Below are 16,198 nucleotides of genomic sequence, written 5' to 3'. Positions count from 1 at the left end.
CGGGCTCTGACACACCGGCAGCAGGGGCCTCGGAGCACCACCCACACCACAGAAGACGAAAGGCGGGCCCCGTGCCTGACATCATCCCATCCGCCACGCCGGATGACACCAACCCCACAACTGCCCGTGACGCGCTGTACCGCGCCCTCCGGGGCGCTGGCTACTCGCCCGATGAGGCGAAGGCGCTGACCCTGGCCTACGCCGCCGAGGTGCTGCATGCCGGTGCTGACTGGCTTGAGGGCATCGGGCAGGACCATGCCGCGAGCATGCTCCGCTACTCCACGGAGATCCACGAGGGAATGGTCGAGGCTCCCGGCATGTGGCCTGCCGAGCCGCTGCTGAACGCGCCCGTCGCCGAGGCGGTCACCGAGTACGCGGTGGGTGTGCGGTACGACTCGGGCGAGGCGATCACCGGGGTGACCACAAGCCGCAGCGAGGCCGAGAGGCGCTTGGCCGACGTTGGGATCTTCGCGTCCGGCACCCCGTCCACCCGGCTGCTGTCGCGGACTGCGACGTACACCGCCTGGACAGAGGCGACGTCGTGAGCAACACCATCCCGGCTTTCCTGGCCGCCCTGTCCGGCGGGGACCTTCCGGTCATCGCGGTGCGCGAGGAGCGCTGCCTGCGGGAGCCGATCGGCTGCGGCCAGCCGCTCATCAAGGCGGACGGTACGGCCCGCGTCTTCTGGGACGAGACCGAGGCCCGGCAGTACGAGGCGGAGTGGCGGATCACCGGGCTTTGCCCGGACTGCCAGGACCGCCTGACCGAGGGCGGTGCGTCGTGACGAAGAAGCGCCCGTCTGAGAAGACACTCGTGGCCCGTCAGCTGCGCCGTGCTGGTGCGACTGACGAGCAGATCACTGCCCACGAGCTGGCGGTTCTGCGGGAGGTCATGGACCACGCGGGCGTCGGCGGTAACGCCTCGGACTACGTCCTCGATCGCATCGAGAACCTGACAGGCGGTGCGTCGTGACCACGAATGCATCCAAGAGCGCGCGCGAGTTCAAGGCCCTGAAGGCGGCCTGCCGTCTCGCTGGCTTGACCGCCGAGGACCGGCACCTCATCGACCCCGCCGACGACGCGTTCGCCGCCATGGCGTCCGAGCACCCCGACACCTGCTCCACCGACACCGACTACCCCGACTGGACCCCCGGAGGCCAGCGATGACCGAGTACACCGAGATTGCCCGGCACTTCGAAAGCGACTTCGCCACGGCGGCCATGAAGGTGCAGCGCGAGGACGGCCTGTACCGCCACGTCGAATGGTCGGCCCCGAAGTCGATGAGCCGACTCATCGTCGTGACGTGGCCCTACAACCTGCTGGTGGCCGGCTCGCACGGCTCCTACCACTTCGAGCGGTTCGGTTCGGACACCGAGGACATGTTCGCCTGGGTGCGAGGCAGCCGCTTCGACCCGGACCGGTGGGCGAGCAAGCTGGTCAACGGCGCCGACTCGGTTCGCGAGTACGACCAGTCCCGTCTGGTCCAGCAGGTCAAGGACGAGGTGGCGGAGGCCGTCCGTGAGGGTGCGCCGCGAGGCCTGCGTGCGGCTGTCCGTGAGCAGATCCTCGAAAGCGACTTGCTGGGCTCCAAGGACGTGGCCATGCAGCTGGTCTACGACTTCGAGCACGGCGTGACGTACCGCGCTGAGTGCTCGTGCGGAGCGTCCAAGGACCACGACGATCGGAGCGCAGCCTACACCTGGGAGTTCTACAAGCACCCCGTCAGTCGCTTGGACGGTGAGCACAAGGTTCGGGTACGGGCGATGGGCGGCTTCGCCTTCTCCGACGTCGGCGACTGGGCGATCCACAAGCCGAACTACCACTTCGTCTATCAGTGCTACGCGGCCGTGTGGGCGATCGGCCAGTACGACGCGGCCCGTCAGGCGGTGGCGGCATGAGCACCGCCGTATCCCCTCACCTGCTGGACGACACCTTGGCCGCCGCGCGGTCGGTACTAGCCACGGCACAGGCCACGAACCTCAACGACGACCTGGCTCTCGCCTCGTCGCACGCCTCACTGAAGGCGATGCTGGAGCGGGTCCTGTGGACGCTGGACGCCGACGAGGACGAGCCGGACGTGGCCGCTCAGGTCGACGCCGAGGACGGCGTCACCCGGCCCGTGTACGTCCGGTACATGCGCGCCGAGGACGCCGAAGAGGCCGAGCTGGTCCGCATCGACGGCGAGTTCCGCCGGGACTACGGGCCCGAGGCCGGCTGGCAGCCCTGGCAGTGGGAGCAGTACCAGGCTGCCCGCGCCAGCGTGACCCGCCAGTGCTCGCCGGGGCAGGTGGCGGCATGAACGCGAGCTACACCATCGACGGCGTCACTCTCGATCTGACCCGCACCTATGTCGACGTCACCGGCGTCGAATGGTCGTGGACCGGCCGCTGGACGAAGGCCGGCGAGCCGTTGATGCAGACGACGTCCGGGTACATGTCGCTGCTTGACGTGTACCAGCTGCACGGTCCGCTGATTCCGCTGCCGCAGCGCATCACCAGCGTTCAGGTTCGGGCCGCGTTCATCGGCCGCATCCCGCTGGGGGTGGCGGCGTGACGACCTCAATGGAGATCGCTGAAGCCCGCGCCCGTCAGTCCGAGGATCCGCAGCTGTTCATGGTCGCCTTCACGGCTGGCTGGCAGGCGGCGGCCGAGGGCGGGGATATCGACGCGAAGGCCCGGCAGCTCGGGCCGGACATGGCCGCTGGCTTCGTGGAGGGCGTCACCGCCTGGCGGGCCCGGACCGCCACCAGCCGCGACTACGTGCCGGGCAGCCCGGCCCACGTCAACCACACCAGCAGGACCCGCAATGCCTGAGCCGACGCCTTCCGACTGCTACTGGATCCAGTCGGCCCCGTGTGGCTGCCTCGTCTCCCTCACGGTGACAACCACGGCGAAGGGCGAACTCCGCACTGCCGAGGAGGCCCACAAGCGTCTCGTCCCGTCGAAGCGCGAACGCGACGAGGACATCCGTAACGGCCTCACCTGGGCCCTCGTCCCCAAGGCGTCGTACCACGAGTCGATGGCCGCCCAGTGGGAGTGCGTCAAGCACAAGCGGCCCGCCGCGTGACCTATCTGATCACTGCTGCCGCCATCGGGTTCGTGTTTTGCCTGATGGCGGTGGCCCCCAGCCTCTGGCCCAACCGCAACCGCAAGGACCCGCCGTGAGTCTCATACCCATCCGCAGCCGCCACGGAAGACACCGCGCGACCGACAAGGTGACCGCCCTGGAGGACGACAACAGGCGCCTCCTGCGGCAGCTCTTCGGCGCCATCGGAGCCATTGCAGCTCTGAAAGCGAAGCTGGCGGACTCCCGGACCAAGCAGGCCGACGCGGAGATGAAGGTCGTCGCGCTCGACGCGGACGTGTACGAGCTCACTGCCGAGCGCGATCACCTCGCCGAGACGGTCGCCGTCCTCCGGCGCCGTTTCGCCGCTGAACTCGCCGCGGACGCCAACGCGACCGCGGTCACCGTCCCCGCTTCGGTCCGTGACACCACCGCCGTCGACGACCAGGCCACCCACCCGATTGACGTCCGCCCCCTGTGGGACGCCCTCGGCATCCGCGCCACACCCGGCAACACCAGCCCGGCACACATACCGCCGGCCGCCTGAACCGCCGCCGGGGCCCGGTGACCACACCCCCGAGCCCCGGCGGACCAAGCGAACACCCCGGCAGTCGAAGTGCCGGGGCGTCCACAACCAGCATCCCAGAGAAGGACGCAATGGACATCAGCACCCTCGACCAGGCCACAGAAACCGTCCCGGGCCTCGTCGTCTTCCGGCTCGCCCCGGACCACAAGCCGCACAACCCGCAGCGGTGGCGCATCGGCCACAAGGCCAGCGGTCTCGCCATCGCCGACGCCATGCAGCGCGAGAACGCACTCAAGGGCGCGGAACTCCTCGCCACGATCACCGACTGGACGCAGGACGCGGACACAATCAAGGCCGTCGTCGACCCGGCCGACATGTTCGCGAAGCTCAGCATCGTGTGGTGCATCCAGCCGGGCACCGAACCGCTCGCCCCAGGTGCTGACGCCAGCAGGAACGGGACCTACACCACCGCGGACATTGAGGCAGAGGCCGCTGAGTTCAAGGCCGAGGGCTACAACGCGCTCGAAATCCTGATCGCCATGTCGCACCGGGTGCCGTGGATGGGCCTCGACACCGAGGACTTCAACGAGGCCCACAACGAGATCGTCCGTCTCGCCGAGGCCGCCTGATGACCCCAATTCGCGCTGGCCGCTGGCAGGCCGAATACCACCAGCGGGCCATCCACCTCACCCGCGAACCCAAGGCCAACCCGAACTGTCCCGACTGCCACGGCCGCGGCTACATCACCGCATATGGCGGCGGTAACTGGGAGAACTGCCACTGCCTCGCTTGGCTCCGCACATGGCGCCTTCGCCTCTGGCCCCGCCGCAATCCCGAGAAGGAGTACCCGTTCTGATGGCCACCGATCAGGAACTCATCCGCTGCCGCCGCTGCGGCGACGAGGACGGCCCGTTCACTGATGAGCATCTGTGTGAGGGCTGCGCCCGCCCCATGCCCCTGGAAGGCGCCGCATGACCGACGCGGTCGAGGTGGAACCAGGCCTGTACGACATCCCCGCCGAGCTGTATCACTCCGACCCGATCCCCGGCGGGAGCCTGTCGTCCACCGGCGCCCGCCGCATCTCCGACTGCCCCGCCCGCTTCAAGTACTTCCTCGATAACCCCGAGCCCTACAAGCCCGAATTCGAGTTCGGAACCGCTGCACACACAGTCATCCTCGGTAACGGCCCGGAGCTTGTCGTCGTCGACGAGAAGCGCTGGAACACCAACGAGACCAGGGCCCGCGTCGCCGCCATAAGGGCCGCCGGCAACGTGCCCCTCAAGCCCGAAGCCCGACAGCGCATCGACGACATGGCCGAAGCGCTCGCCAGCCACCCCGAGGCGTCCGACCTGCTCACCCCTGGCAGCGGCCTCGCCGAACAGTCGATGTTCTGGAAGGAGGGCGACGTCTGGCGGCGCAGCCGCATCGACTGGCTCCGACCCGACGAGATCGTCGACTACAAGTCGGCCCGGTCGGTGCACCCGGACTATCTGCAGAAGGCCGTGCAGGACTACGGCTACCACCAGCAAGACGACTTCTACAGGCGCGGCGCCATCCACCTCGGACTCATCCCGCAGAGTGGCTCGTTCAAGTTCATCTTCCAGGAGAAGCAGCCGCCATACCTGGTGACCGTCGTCGAACTTGACTTCCCCGCCCGCGTCATCGGCGGCGAGCTCAATGACTGCGCCATCCACACCTACGCCGTGTGCCGAGCCAACGACTACTGGCCCGCCTACAGCGAAGGCACCACCTACCTCTCGCTCCCCCCGTGGGTGGAGCGCAAGTACGCCGAGGAGACCTCGTGAGCCAGCTCCCCCCGCCCGTCCGTACCGCCCGCCCGCGGCCGCAGACCGACGAGTACGACGACGGTCCGTTCACCTTCCGGCCTGCGACCAAGGACGGTTTCAACGCCACCATCGCCATCCAGGGCCCGTCCGGGTCCGGCAAGACGTGGACCGGCCTCTCCACTGCCAGCGGCCTCGCCGAAGGGCAGCGCTTCGCCGTCATCGACACCGAACGCGGCGCCGCCGCCCTGTACGTCAACGATCTCGACGTCACCTTCGACACGCTGCCCATGCACCGCTACGACCCGCGAGACCTGCAGAAGGCACTCGCCGCTGCCGCCAAGGCCGGATACCCGGTCGTCATGGTCGACTCCCTCAGCCATTTCTGGAAGGGCACCGACGGCACCCTTGATCAAGTCGAGAAGGCCAAGTCGAAGTACGGAGGCAACAAGTTCGCCGGCTGGAAAGACGGCACCCCGCTCCAGAACGAAATGATCGAAGCGCTCATCGCCTACCCGGGCCACGTCGTGGTCACGATGCGCTCCTACATCCACTGGGCCCTGGAGAACGGGGCGCCGGTCAACAAGGGAATGCGGGCCGAGCAGCGCAAAGGCATCGAGTTCGAGTTCGGTGTCGCTGCCGAGATGGATGAAGGCAACCGACTCCGCTTCATCAAGTCCCGATGCCCAGCTTTCAACGGGCGCGTCCTGAATCAGCCCAACGGGGCTCGTGACATCGCCAAGCCCTACCTGGACTGGCTGCGCGACGGCGCCAAGGAAGTCGACGCTACCGCCTGGATCGACGCCGCCACGTCACCGGAAGCCACCGCGGCCAGTCTGCTTGCCCTGTACCGCACGGTCGAGGCGGCCAGCGCGCTTGCCACCCCCCTGCTGCACCCCCAGACCGGCAAGCCGGTCAGTCTCGGCGACTTCATCAAGGAGCGCGGCACTGCCCTGAAGTCCGCAGCCGCCGCGTAATCATCCACCCGGCGGGGCCGCCGTGGCCCGAACCTACGGCGGCCCCGTCACCCAAGGAGACCACAGTCATGCGCGCCTTCTATCGCGGCTACAACGCAGCGACCGGCAGACGAGCCCAGCAGGTCCGCAACCTTCACGTCATGCGCGAGGACGGCAACTTCGCCGGCAAGCAGGGGCTGTGCGGGGCGCCCGGCTGGGGCGTCACCCACTCCCCGCCGGTGGTCATCGACCCGTTGCCGTCCGCCCCGCCCGACGGGCTGGTCTGGTGCCGGTCCTGCGTCGGCCACGCAGCCGCTCTCGTCGGCCAGCTCAACGAGTTCGCCCGCATCATCGCCGCCCTCAACGACCACGGAGATCAGGAGTGCGCGTCATGACCGTCCAGCCCGCCCTCGACGGCAGCATCCCGAACGCTGCGGTGTCGAAGGTCCGCCGCCGGGTCGACGACTACGAGACGTGGATCACGGAAGTCTGGCCCGAGTTCATAGCCGTCGCGGCGACTGGCCGGACCTTCACCTGCTACGAGGTCGTCGACCTCCACAAGCTCCCCGACCCGCCGAACCCACAAGCGCACTGGGGTCGGTTGATGACCCTTCTGCGTGACGAGGGGTACATCCGCACCGCCGGCTGGGCGTGCTCCGACCGGCCCACCACTCATCACTCCGGGGTCCGGACGTGGCGCGGCACCGCAGCAGCCCGGCGGGAGGCGGCAGCATGAACGGCCCCTACCTTGCGCTCGCGTTAGTCACCGGATCCCGGTCCTGGGATGACGTCCCCATCATCGAGGACGCGCTGCTGGAGACGTGGCATGACGCCCGCCAGGACGGCTACAGCGGCATCACCGTCATGCACGGCGGAGCTACGGGCGCCGATCAGATCGCCTGCGTGTGGGCTCGCGCCAGGTGGGAGGACGGTGTCGGCCACGAGCAGGTCAACGCCGACTGGGCCACCTGTGTGGACACCTGCCCGGCAGGTCACCGCCGGACTCGCGGCGACTACTCGTGGTGCCCCACCGCAGGACACCGCCGCAACCAGCAGATGGTTGACCAGCAGCCCACTGTCGTCTTGGCGTTTCAGCGCAAAGGCTCCACGGGCACCGCGGACTGTATCCGGCGCGCGGAGGAAGCCGGATTGCACATCAGGCGGTGGGCCGCATGAGCCTTGCCCAACAGGTCATCGGCTTCTCCATGCTCTTCGGCCCGGGACTCCTGCTCGCCGCCGTCACTCAAGTCGGCTACCGCATCTGCGCCCGCACGGCCGGCGCCATCTGGGACCGGCGCCGACGACGAGCCCGCGCCCGTACCGCGCTCGCCGAAGGGCGCTCCTGGCGCCAGCTCGACCGCGACCTCGACCAGCACTGGCAGCACCTCACCCGAAAGGAACAGCTGTGACCACCCGAACCCCACCCCAGCACGGCGAACGACGCTGCTACCTCCGAGGCTGCCGACAGCCCGAATGCGCAGCCGCCAACTACCGGTACATGTCTCGTCTCCGCATCGAACACCACCGCGGGCAGCGCCGTCGAGCCGACTCAGTGAACATCACCCGGCACGTTCAAGCGCTTGTGGCAGCCGGCTGGACCCAAGCCCAGATCGAGCGGGCCACCGGCGTCAGTCACCGCACCATCGGACCCGTCCTCCGAGGCGAAAACCCCAGCGTCGGCATCAAGACTGCCCAGCGACTCCTGGCGCTCCAAGTCAGCCCACCCCCGAGTGACGCACAGGACGTCGATGCCACCGGCACCATCCGACGCATCCGGGCACTCATCGCCATTGGACACACCTATCCCGTCCTCGCAGATCACATCGGAATCCATCGAGACGCTCTTGGCCGCATCGCACGAGGGGAGCGCAGCCAAGTCCGCGCAGTCACTGCTCGGACCACAACCGCCGTGTACCGGCAGCTCAGCCGAGTCCCCGGACTCTCGAAGCGCTCCCGGCTCCTTGCCGCACGGCAAGGCTGGCACGGGCCGCTCGCTTGGGACGACGCAACCATCGATGACCCGGAAGCTCAGCCTGAAACTCACGGCGAGACCGAACTGAACCGCACGGAACTCGCCGCGCTCCGCCGTGCGGAGATTGAGCACCTCGACTCCTTCGGCCTTCCCGAAGACGACATCGCTCGTCGGCTCGACATGGCGGCGTCCACGGTCCACGCAATCGTGCGGGAGCTGCGGACCGGACAGCGGCGCCAGCGGACAGGTGTAGCCGCATGAGTCGAAGCGCGGGCTGGCACCGTGCGCCCACTCCGACCAGCGAGACGAGACATCACGTTTGCGCACGCAGCCGACGTACACAAAACCGCAGCTCACTGCCCGGATTGACCTTGGATAGTGGGGCCGAAGAGCCTGCCGGAATCAACCACCCGTACACGACGAAGCCCCACGGTGATGCGGGACAGGAAGGGAGGGGACGTGTCAGTCCGACTCGGCGGCCGGCTTAGGGCCACGCTTGACAATCTTGCGCTTCTTCGGTCGGCCCGAGTCGTCGGCTCGCCGCTCGGCAACGTCCAGTGCCTCGCCAATGACACGCGTCTGCGACTTGTCGGAAGGCTTGTCGCTGTTCCTGAGCTCTGCAAGGTACTTGCGGAGTTCCCGGAGCACGGTCGCGTCATGCCTAGCGGTCTCGTAGAACTCGGGTGTCACAACATAGGCCTGCCGGGAACCACGCTCGGTGAACGCACCGACCTCACCACCGTAGCGCACCTCGCGAATGAGGCTTGTCAGCAGTGCGCGCGCTTCAGTCATGCCGACCGTGGCGACGCCGTCCTCGGCGATCTCGATGCCCTTCCCAGTAGCCATGGCCAGAGTGTAAGCCATCACCATTCTCGCCATCCTTACAAACCTGGCCAATCTTTAAAGGTGTATGGCAGAGTGGACCCCAGGAACGCCGCACCTGGCCGACGCCGCATCGCGAAACATCCGGCCCAAAAGGGCCTGGTTCCGTGCGCCCGAATCCGCCAGATAAGCCACACGGAAGGGCTCCGATGAGTTACCGAAACGACAACGACGCACTGACCGTCATGGACTGGTTCTGTGGCGCTGGGGGCTCCAGTCAGGGCGCGCACGCGATCCCGGGCGTCCGGGTGGAGCGGGCCGCGAACCACTGGGAGCGGGCGATCGAGTCGCACGCCGCGAACTTCCCCGATGTCGACCACTACCGCGGCGACATCCGCGAGGCCCCCGTCGACCGGTGGCCCGTGACCGACATTTTCTGGGCATCGCCGGAATGCCCGCAGTGGTCCAACGCCCGGGGCAAGAAGCGGGACTTCGCCGCCTCTCTGCAGGGCGACCTCTTTGACGGCTTCGGCCCCTCCGAGGAGGTCGAACGGTCCCGCGCGCTCATGGAAGAGGTCCCCACGTACCTGCGCGGGGTCATGGCCCGAGGCGGATTGGTCAAGGCCGGCGTCGTCGAGAACGTCATCGACGTGCGGGCATGGGACCAGTTCGACCGGTGGCGCAACGAGTTCCACAAGCTCGACTACTCGACCCGGATCATCGCCCTGAACTCGATGCATGCGGACCCGCGCTCCGTGCAGAAGGCGCCGCAGTCCCGAGACAGGTTCTACATGGGGTACATCCACAACTCGATCGGCCGCATGCCGAACTGGGACAAGTGGCTGCGCCCGCAGGCGTGGTGCACCGGGTGCGGTGAGTACGTCCAGGCCATGCAGGTCTTCAAGAAGCAGGGCGCGGACATGGGCCGCTACCGGCAGCAGTACGTCTACCGGTGCCCGCAGACGAAGTGCCGGAACCAGATCGTCGAGCCCGAAGTGCTGCCCGCCGCAGTCGCGATCGACTGGACCCTGCCCGGCCAGCGCATCGGCGACCGGGCCAAGCCCCTCGCCGACAAGACCCTCGCCCGTATCCAGGCCGGCCTCGATAAGTTCGCCCGGCCCATCACCCTCGAAGCCGCAGGCAACACCTTCGAGCGGCGTCCCGGCGTCCGCACCTGGCCCGTCGATGCGCCGCTCACCACGCAGACCACCACGTCGACCAAGGCCATGGCCTACGAGCCGTTCATGGTCCCGGCCGGCGGCACCTGGCGGGAGGCACCCACCCCGGTCTCCGAAGCGATGCCGTGCCGCACCACCCGGGAGAACGACGGCCTCGCCATCCCGCCTCTGCTGATCCCCGTCGAGGGACGCGACGGCAAGGACCCCGCCTCCGCGAACAACCCGCTCCGCACCCAGACCGCGCGCAACGAGACCGGCCTCGCCTGGCTGCCGTTCATGGTCACCATGCGCGGCGGCGGAGACCAGCTTCGTGGTCGCGCTATCCACGAGGCGCTCGGCACCGTGTCCGCGAACGGCAACCATCACGGACTCGTCACTCCGGAGAGCATCGACTGGCAGAACCTGCTCGTCCCCTACTACGGCAACGGCGCCGCCAAGCCGATCTCCGAGCCCGTGGGCACTCTCTCCACCCGTGACCGGTACGCACTCGTGTCCGGCGACGTCGACATCAACGACGTGCTCTTCAGGATGCTCGAACCGCACGAGATCGGCCGTGCGATGTCCTTCGCCGACCAGTACATCGTCCTCGGCTCCAAGCGCGAGCGCGTGAGGCAATACGGCAACGCCGTCACGCCGAACGCCGCCGAGGTCATCCTCTGCGCCCTGGTCGAAGCCATCACCGGCGACGAATTGGATCGGTACACGGCCCCCGCGCTGACAGTCGCCGCGTGATCTGCCGCGTCCGTCGGCCGCGCGCCGCACCCACCTGACCCGGCCGCAGGGCCCTATGCCGCCGCCAGCCGACCTGTCCGTTTCGCCAGGAAGAAGATCGCGTGAGTACCGAGGCCACGAACTGGGCTATGGACGACGCACCCATGCCTCGCACCGAGAAGGGCAAGCCCGATACCACCGGGCGCCACGTCCTTCAGGTGCTCGGGGAGCATGCTCGCGCCGACGGCTCGAACGCGCACCCCTCGGTGCTCCGTATCCAGTACCGGACCGGATACGACCGGACCACGGTGCAGCGTGCTCTGCGTCGGCTGGAGAAGGCGGGGCTGATTTGGCGGGACGGCACGGTTGATGGCCGGACGCGGTGGCATCTGGCGATGCATCTGGTGCGGCCGGAGTCGGATTGGGCGGAGCTGGAGCGTGAGGAGAGCGAGTTTCGGGCGGCGGCTGCGGAGCGGAAGCGCCGGTCCCGAGCGAAGGGTGTCACGGGCGCAGAGTCCGTGACGGTCACAGACTCAAAGTGCGTGACTGTCACGGACGCAGAGTCTGTGACAGGCGATGTCACGGACTTTACGCCTAGCCGTCACGCACTTAACGCCTGGCCGTCACGCACTCAACGCCGCCCTAACCACCAACAACCGTCAGTCAACCAACTACATAAAGACTCTTCCTCGCCCCCGGCTCAGACTGACGCCGCTCCCGCCCGCGCAAGTGAGCCCTCGAAACCGGACACCGAGTCGGTCAAGGACGAGCAGCAACAGCAGCCGGACCCCCGCCTCGAAGCCTTCGGAGCCTTCTGGCTCGTCTACCCGAAGAAGAAAGCCCGAGAGGAAGCCAAGAAGGCGTTCCTCGCCGCCCTCAACCGCGGCGCAGACCCGCAGCACATCGTCGACGCCGCCACCGGCTACGCGCGCGAGCGGGCCGGCGAAGAGCCCAAGTACACGAAGTACCCGGCCACCTGGCTCAACAAGGGCTGCTACGACGACGAACCCGACCCCGTCGGACGCCCCAACCTTCGCGCCGTCGGAGGCCGCCACACGCCGCATCGGGACCACGAAGACCAATCGATCTACCTCGAAGGATGGGGAAATTGAACGACCAGAGCAAGATCTACATCGACTACGCCGCCTACGGCATCCCCGCCGGCCAGTACTCCCTGCCCGGCCTCGCCGACGCACAGCACATCGCCGACGGCACCAAGGCAGACGAACTCCGTATCGCCGACAGGTTCACCCGCCACTTCACCGGCGACCTCCCCGCCGCCGACCTCACCGCCGAAGAGTTCAACCTCATCCGCGACAACTTCCACCAGCAGGTCGCAGACCGCCGCAAGGAAGCCGGCGACCGGTACGAACGCATGGTGCCCCGCCGCTTCACCCACGCCACACCCGGCGAGCGCGCCACCGCCTGGGCCACACAGGTCGCCGCTGACCCGCACGCCGCCCGCTCACTGCTGCTGTGCGGACCCGTCGGCACCGGCAAGACCTACAGCGCCTGGTCCGCACTCCGGGCCGTCGCCGACACCGGCGCGAGCATCAGGTTTCTCGCCACCACAGAAGCGGACCTTTTCGCCCGCCTCCGTCCCGGCGGCTCCGGCAGCCCCGAAGCGGAACTCGAAGCCTTCGCCACCGTCGACCTGCTCTTCGTTGACGACCTCGGTGCCGCGAAGAACACCGAGTGGACCGAAGAGATCACCTACCGGCTCGTCAACCGCCGGTACGAAGACTGCCGCCCCAGCATCTTCACCACCAACGCGGCGGCCAAGGAACTCGCCAACGTGGTCGGCGACCGCATCGCATCCCGCCTCCGGCAGATGAGCGACCTCATCCCCATGACCGGCGCGGACCGCCGCAAGGGAGGCAACCAGTGAGCGCCACATTCGACGAAGCGCAGGAGACGTTCAGCCGGACGCCGCCGCACGACCTCGACGCAGAGCAATGCGTCCTCGGCTGCTTGCTCGCGGCCCGCGACGTCATCGGCGACATCCAGGACATCCTCACTGCCGAACACTTCTACCGGCCCGCACACGGCCTGATCTTCGAAACGATCCTCGCCCTGTTCGAGAAGGGCGATCCGTGCAACCCGGTCAGCGTCAACGCCGAACTGGTGCGCCGCGGAGACATCGGCCGCGCCGGAGGGCCCGCAACCACACACCAGCTCTTCCACGGCGCCCCCGCCTCGGCAAGCGCCACCTACTACGCCGACATCGTCCTGGAGCAAGCCCGTCTGCGGAGCCTCGTCGAAGCCGGCTCGCGAATCATGCAGATGGGCTACGCCGCCGAAGGCGACATCGACGAAATCGAGAACGCCGCCCACGCCCTGCTGTCCGACGCCATCCGGACGGAAGACGTCGACGAGGAAGTCGGCGCGCTCGGCGACGGGCTCGACGACATCTTCGACGAACTGGAGCGCGGCAGAGACGGCATGGCCGGTGTGCCGACCGGCTTCATCGACTTCGACGCCCTCACCGACGGACTCCACCCCGGCCAGCTGATCGTCATCGCCGCCCGGCCCGCCATGGGCAAGTCGACATTCGCCGTCGACATCGCCCGGCACGCGGCCATCCGCGAGGGCAAGCACGTGGCGATCTTCTCGCTGGAGATGGGTAAGAAGGAACTCACCAAGCGGATCATCTCCGCCGAGGCCCGCGTCGGGCTCCACCACATCGTCCACCGGCAAGTGACCGACGACGACTGGACTCGCATCGCTTGCGTCACCGAACGTCTCGCCACAGCGCCCCTCCACATCAACGCCCGGCCCGGCCAGACACCCGCATCGATCAAAGCCCGCTGCCGGAAAATGCAGCAGGGCGACGGCCTGGACCTCGTTATCGTCGACTACCTCCAGCTCATGGAATCCGCGGCCGGCCGCAAGTCCGACAACCGACAGCAGGAAGTCGCCTCCATGTCGCGGGCGTTCAAAGTCCTCGCGAAGGAACTCGGCATCCCTGTGATCGTGCTGTCGCAGCTCAACCGCGGGCCCGAGCAGCGCGCCGACAAGAAGCCCGCGATGTCTGACCTTCGGGAGTCCGGGGCGATCGAGCAGGACGCCGACGTGGTGATCCTCCTCCACCGGGAGGACGCCTACGACAAGGAATCTCCGCGGGCTGGCGAAGCCGACCTGATCGTCGAGAAGAACCGCAACGGGCCCAACGCGATCATCACCGTCGCCTTCCAGGGCCACTTTTCTCGCTTCGTTGACATGGCGAGTGGGTGAGCGGCATGTCGGCCAACGAAGCACTGCGATGCGTTGAGTGCTCTTCTGCGAAGCGCTACGCGAGGGACCGCTGCCAAAGGTGCTACGGGCGATACCGCCGGAAGCTGAGGCGTGAGGGGGCCTTCATGCACATACTCGTTCACGGCATGCCCCTGGAGAGGCTTCAGGACAGGACCGAGGCCGGGCCGGGCGGGTGCCTGCTCTACACGGGGCACCCTCAACAACCGCGGCTACGGCGTCCTCAGCGTCGACGGGAAGCGGAAGCTTGCGCACCGTGCCATCTACGAATTGACCGTCGGGCCCATCGGGCCAGGGCTACTCCTAGACCACACCTGCCACAACCGAGACTCCTCCTGCATGGGCGGCTACGAATGTCTCCATCGTCGGTGTCTCAACGTAGATCACCTTGAACCAGTGTCCGGTGCCGAGAACACCCGACGCGGCAAAAGCTGGGCGATCAACGGACTCAAAACCCACTGTCCGCAGGGGCACGCCTACGACGCCGAGAACACGCACGTCTATGACGGCCGCAGGTATTGCAAGCAGTGCAACCGGCAGCAGAAAGCCGCGGCATGACGCGAGACCGCTTGCCCACGGCGCCGTCGCCCGATCGACCACGAGAACGGAGAACCCATGACCGACTCCTGCCCGAACTGTGTCCGTCGTGGCGTCGAGCCGTCGAGCGAGCGGCGCGAGGTCGACCAGATAGTGCACCGCTACCGGTGCCAGGCGTGCGGCCACCGGTGGTTCACGAGCCGCTACCTGCCCGCCTACTCCGAACTCCATGGTCGTCGCGGGGAGTCCGTGGATGCGGCCGGGGAGGCGGCGTGATGCGGGGGCCGGTTGAAGCCAGCAGGCCGCTTGCGCCTGTAATCGCCATTTCGCGGCCCCTGGTGGCCTTGTGTGGCGCCTTTCAGGCTCCGTGTGACTCCGGGTTCATCTATCGCCTCACACGCCCTCAGGTCGGCGCCTATGCCCTCGGGGGTTCGGATGCCTGATGTCCGCTGCGGTGGCTGTCGCCGGCTTCTGCTCGACCCTGTCTCGCGCCGCCGCGGCCTCGGTCCCGTCTGTGCCCGAGCCCTCGCTGCTCCGGACCCGGCCCGAGTCCCCGCTCCGACCATCACGGTCGACGTGATTCCGGGGCAGACCGTACTGCCGCTCGTGGACCATCAGCCCACCCTGTGGTCGCTGTGAGCGTAGGGCCGTGAAATCTACTGCCTGACCTGCCGTTTCCTCGCCCTTGAGTGCCCAATTACCGCCCCATCGTGGGCGGTTGGGTGGGAGAATGAACTACCGCAAACCACCTGAAAACCGGCCGTCGATGAGGTGGCCGGACAATCCGAAGGAGACCCCTGTGTCGTACCCGAACCTGCTCACCCCGGAAGAGCAGCTCGCCGATGCCAAGGACCGGCTGCGCATCCCGAGGATCGTTGTCATCTGCGGCAGCACCCGTTTCATGCAGGAGATGGCCGACGCCGACTGTGAGCTGACCTGGGCCGGCCACATCGTGGTCAAGCCGGGCTGCGACATGAAGACCCCGCACCCGCTGTGGGCCTCCGAGGCGGACGCCGAGGCGGGTGGTCGCTGGGCAAGCCGGTCCGGTTCACGCATCCCGAAGTCGACCCCGACAACGCCCCCGCGACCTGACCCCGTCCACCCCGACCCCAACCCAACTAACACGACAACGAAAGGCCCGACATGAGCTACCCGACCACCTTCACCACCCCCGGCGTCCGCCAGTTCGCCGAGCCGCCCCACCGCCTGACCGTGGCTCATCCGGTTCCACCGGGCCCGCGCACCCACAAACCAACCCACCACACCCAGGAGATGACCATGCAGTCCACCGACCAGCCCCTCGACCTCGACGCCATCGAAGCCCGCGCTCAGGCGGCCACGCCCGGACCGTGGGGCCAGTACCACGACGGCTCGGAGTTGGACTACATCGACATCGCC

29 protein-coding genes are annotated in these 16,198 nt (G+C 67.7%); 27 read left to right on the top strand and 2 right to left on the bottom strand.

The genetic code is table 11. The annotated features are described in order from the left end of the window. The first annotated feature begins 71 nt into the window (after positions 1–71). The 18 genes from IG02_RS41835 to IG02_RS0131195 all read left to right on the top strand — a co-directional run bounded on the left by IG02_RS41835 (position 72) and on the right by IG02_RS0131195 (position 7,737). The gene (locus tag IG02_RS41835) at positions 72–545 is read left to right on the top strand and encodes a hypothetical protein (RefSeq protein WP_030755521.1); all 474 of its coding nucleotides are present in this window, start codon (positions 72–74) and stop codon (positions 543–545) included. After that, positions 542–784: a hypothetical protein gene (locus tag IG02_RS0131280; protein WP_030755517.1), complete on the top strand. Its 243-nt coding sequence runs from the start codon at positions 542–544 to the stop codon at positions 782–784. The genes IG02_RS41835 and IG02_RS0131280 overlap by 4 nt, the downstream gene beginning before the upstream one ends. Beyond that, positions 781–972: a hypothetical protein gene (locus IG02_RS0131275; RefSeq protein ID WP_030755514.1), complete on the top strand. Its 192-nt coding sequence runs from the start codon at positions 781–783 to the stop codon at positions 970–972. The genes IG02_RS0131280 and IG02_RS0131275 overlap by 4 nt, the downstream gene beginning before the upstream one ends. Further along, positions 969–1,166 carry a hypothetical protein gene (locus tag IG02_RS0131270; RefSeq protein WP_030755513.1) on the top strand — a complete coding sequence of 66 codons (198 nt, stop codon included), beginning with the start codon at positions 969–971 and terminating at the stop codon, positions 1,164–1,166. Before IG02_RS0131275 ends, IG02_RS0131270 begins: the two co-directional genes overlap by 4 nt. Next, positions 1,163–1,897, top strand: a complete 735-nt coding sequence (locus IG02_RS0131260; RefSeq protein WP_030755509.1) for a hypothetical protein — start codon at positions 1,163–1,165, stop codon at positions 1,895–1,897. Before IG02_RS0131270 ends, IG02_RS0131260 begins: the two co-directional genes overlap by 4 nt. Next, positions 1,894–2,298 carry a hypothetical protein gene (locus IG02_RS0131255; protein ID WP_030755506.1) on the top strand — a complete coding sequence of 135 codons (405 nt, stop codon included), beginning with the start codon at positions 1,894–1,896 and terminating at the stop codon, positions 2,296–2,298. Before IG02_RS0131260 ends, IG02_RS0131255 begins: the two co-directional genes overlap by 4 nt. Then, positions 2,295–2,552 (top strand): phiSA1p31-related protein, encoded by a 258-nt coding sequence (locus tag IG02_RS0131250; RefSeq protein ID WP_030755503.1) that lies wholly within the window; start codon positions 2,295–2,297, stop codon positions 2,550–2,552. Before IG02_RS0131255 ends, IG02_RS0131250 begins: the two co-directional genes overlap by 4 nt. Further along, positions 2,549–2,812 (top strand): hypothetical protein, encoded by a 264-nt coding sequence (locus IG02_RS0131245; RefSeq protein WP_158712409.1) that lies wholly within the window; start codon positions 2,549–2,551, stop codon positions 2,810–2,812. Before IG02_RS0131250 ends, IG02_RS0131245 begins: the two co-directional genes overlap by 4 nt. Beyond that, positions 2,805–3,065 (top strand): hypothetical protein, encoded by a 261-nt coding sequence (locus IG02_RS0131240; RefSeq protein ID WP_030755497.1) that lies wholly within the window; start codon positions 2,805–2,807, stop codon positions 3,063–3,065. Before IG02_RS0131245 ends, IG02_RS0131240 begins: the two co-directional genes overlap by 8 nt. A gap of 94 nt (positions 3,066–3,159) precedes the next feature. Further along, a complete protein-coding gene (locus IG02_RS0131235) occupies positions 3,160–3,609 on the top strand; it encodes a hypothetical protein (protein WP_030755494.1) in 450 nt (149 codons plus the stop codon). Between the two features lie 110 nt (positions 3,610–3,719). Next, positions 3,720–4,217, top strand: a complete 498-nt coding sequence (locus tag IG02_RS0131230; protein ID WP_030755491.1) for a hypothetical protein — start codon at positions 3,720–3,722, stop codon at positions 4,215–4,217. Then, complete coding sequence (locus tag IG02_RS41830) at positions 4,217–4,444, top strand: hypothetical protein (protein ID WP_158712408.1); 228 nt, start codon at positions 4,217–4,219, stop codon at positions 4,442–4,444. Before IG02_RS0131230 ends, IG02_RS41830 begins: the two co-directional genes overlap by 1 nt. A gap of 115 nt (positions 4,445–4,559) precedes the next feature. Then, positions 4,560–5,393 (top strand): PD-(D/E)XK nuclease-like domain-containing protein, encoded by an 834-nt coding sequence (locus IG02_RS0131220; RefSeq protein WP_030755487.1) that lies wholly within the window; start codon positions 4,560–4,562, stop codon positions 5,391–5,393. Continuing rightward, positions 5,390–6,349 (top strand): AAA family ATPase, encoded by a 960-nt coding sequence (locus IG02_RS0131215; RefSeq protein ID WP_030755485.1) that lies wholly within the window; start codon positions 5,390–5,392, stop codon positions 6,347–6,349. The genes IG02_RS0131220 and IG02_RS0131215 overlap by 4 nt, the downstream gene beginning before the upstream one ends. A 68-nt stretch (positions 6,350–6,417) precedes the next feature. Further along, positions 6,418–6,723 carry a hypothetical protein gene (locus IG02_RS0131210; RefSeq protein WP_030755482.1) on the top strand — a complete coding sequence of 102 codons (306 nt, stop codon included), beginning with the start codon at positions 6,418–6,420 and terminating at the stop codon, positions 6,721–6,723. After that, entirely contained in the window at positions 6,720–7,064 is a 345-nt protein-coding gene (locus IG02_RS0131205; protein WP_030755479.1) for a hypothetical protein, read from the top strand. Before IG02_RS0131210 ends, IG02_RS0131205 begins: the two co-directional genes overlap by 4 nt. Then, positions 7,061–7,504 (top strand): SLOG family protein, encoded by a 444-nt coding sequence (locus IG02_RS0131200; protein ID WP_030755476.1) that lies wholly within the window; start codon positions 7,061–7,063, stop codon positions 7,502–7,504. Before IG02_RS0131205 ends, IG02_RS0131200 begins: the two co-directional genes overlap by 4 nt. Next, on the top strand, positions 7,501–7,737 hold the full coding sequence (locus IG02_RS0131195) for a hypothetical protein (protein WP_158712407.1): 237 nt from the start codon (positions 7,501–7,503) through the stop codon (positions 7,735–7,737). Before IG02_RS0131200 ends, IG02_RS0131195 begins: the two co-directional genes overlap by 4 nt. Positions 7,738–7,877: 140 nt before the next feature. Here the strand turns inward: IG02_RS0131195 and IG02_RS0131190 are convergent, their stop codons facing one another. Both IG02_RS0131190 and IG02_RS0131185 read right to left on the bottom strand, forming a co-directional pair. Continuing rightward, entirely contained in the window at positions 7,878–8,627 is a 750-nt protein-coding gene (locus IG02_RS0131190) for a hypothetical protein (protein ID WP_158712406.1), read from the bottom strand. A gap of 135 nt (positions 8,628–8,762) precedes the next feature. Beyond that, positions 8,763–9,146: a hypothetical protein gene (locus IG02_RS0131185; RefSeq protein ID WP_158712405.1), complete on the bottom strand. Its 384-nt coding sequence runs from the start codon at positions 9,144–9,146 to the stop codon at positions 8,763–8,765. A gap of 185 nt (positions 9,147–9,331) precedes the next feature. On the opposite strand from IG02_RS0131185, the gene IG02_RS0131180 reads away from it, so the two are divergent. From IG02_RS0131180 to IG02_RS37120, 9 genes are all read left to right on the top strand, one after another. After that, positions 9,332–11,032, top strand: coding sequence for a DNA cytosine methyltransferase (locus IG02_RS0131180; RefSeq protein WP_030755464.1), 1,701 nt, complete (start codon positions 9,332–9,334; stop codon positions 11,030–11,032). Positions 11,033–11,160: 128 nt separating this feature from the next. Then, positions 11,161–12,123 (top strand): helix-turn-helix domain-containing protein, encoded by a 963-nt coding sequence (locus IG02_RS0131175; RefSeq protein ID WP_158712404.1) that lies wholly within the window; start codon positions 11,161–11,163, stop codon positions 12,121–12,123. Beyond that, a complete protein-coding gene (locus IG02_RS39980) occupies positions 12,120–12,899 on the top strand; it encodes an ATP-binding protein (protein WP_030755459.1) in 780 nt (259 codons plus the stop codon). Before IG02_RS0131175 ends, IG02_RS39980 begins: the two co-directional genes overlap by 4 nt. Continuing rightward, complete coding sequence (gene dnaB / locus IG02_RS0131165) at positions 12,827–14,245, top strand: replicative DNA helicase (protein WP_078854989.1); 1,419 nt, start codon at positions 12,827–12,829, stop codon at positions 14,243–14,245. The genes IG02_RS39980 and dnaB overlap by 73 nt, the downstream gene beginning before the upstream one ends. 414 nt (positions 14,246–14,659) lie before the next feature. After that, positions 14,660–14,821: a hypothetical protein gene (locus IG02_RS42325; protein ID WP_199814121.1), complete on the top strand. Its 162-nt coding sequence runs from the start codon at positions 14,660–14,662 to the stop codon at positions 14,819–14,821. A 57-nt stretch (positions 14,822–14,878) separates the two neighbouring features. Beyond that, entirely contained in the window at positions 14,879–15,076 is a 198-nt protein-coding gene (locus IG02_RS0131155; RefSeq protein WP_030755450.1) for a hypothetical protein, read from the top strand. Between the two features lie 141 nt (positions 15,077–15,217). After that, positions 15,218–15,439: a DUF6011 domain-containing protein gene (locus IG02_RS44010; RefSeq protein WP_420707811.1), complete on the top strand. Its 222-nt coding sequence runs from the start codon at positions 15,218–15,220 to the stop codon at positions 15,437–15,439. 160 nt (positions 15,440–15,599) lie between these two features. After that, positions 15,600–15,947: a hypothetical protein gene (locus IG02_RS39975; RefSeq protein ID WP_420707810.1), complete on the top strand. Its 348-nt coding sequence runs from the start codon at positions 15,600–15,602 to the stop codon at positions 15,945–15,947. Continuing rightward, a partial coding sequence (locus IG02_RS37120; RefSeq protein WP_037804805.1) for a hypothetical protein occupies positions 15,944–16,198 on the top strand: 255 nt, incomplete at its 3' end. The genes IG02_RS39975 and IG02_RS37120, both read left to right, overlap by 4 nt.

Source organism: Streptomyces sp. NRRL F-5135 (genome assembly GCF_000719775.1).
GTDB lineage: Bacteria > Actinomycetota > Actinomycetes > Streptomycetales > Streptomycetaceae > Streptomyces > Streptomyces hebeiensis.
This window is presented reverse-complemented; position numbering and strand designations above follow the sequence as displayed.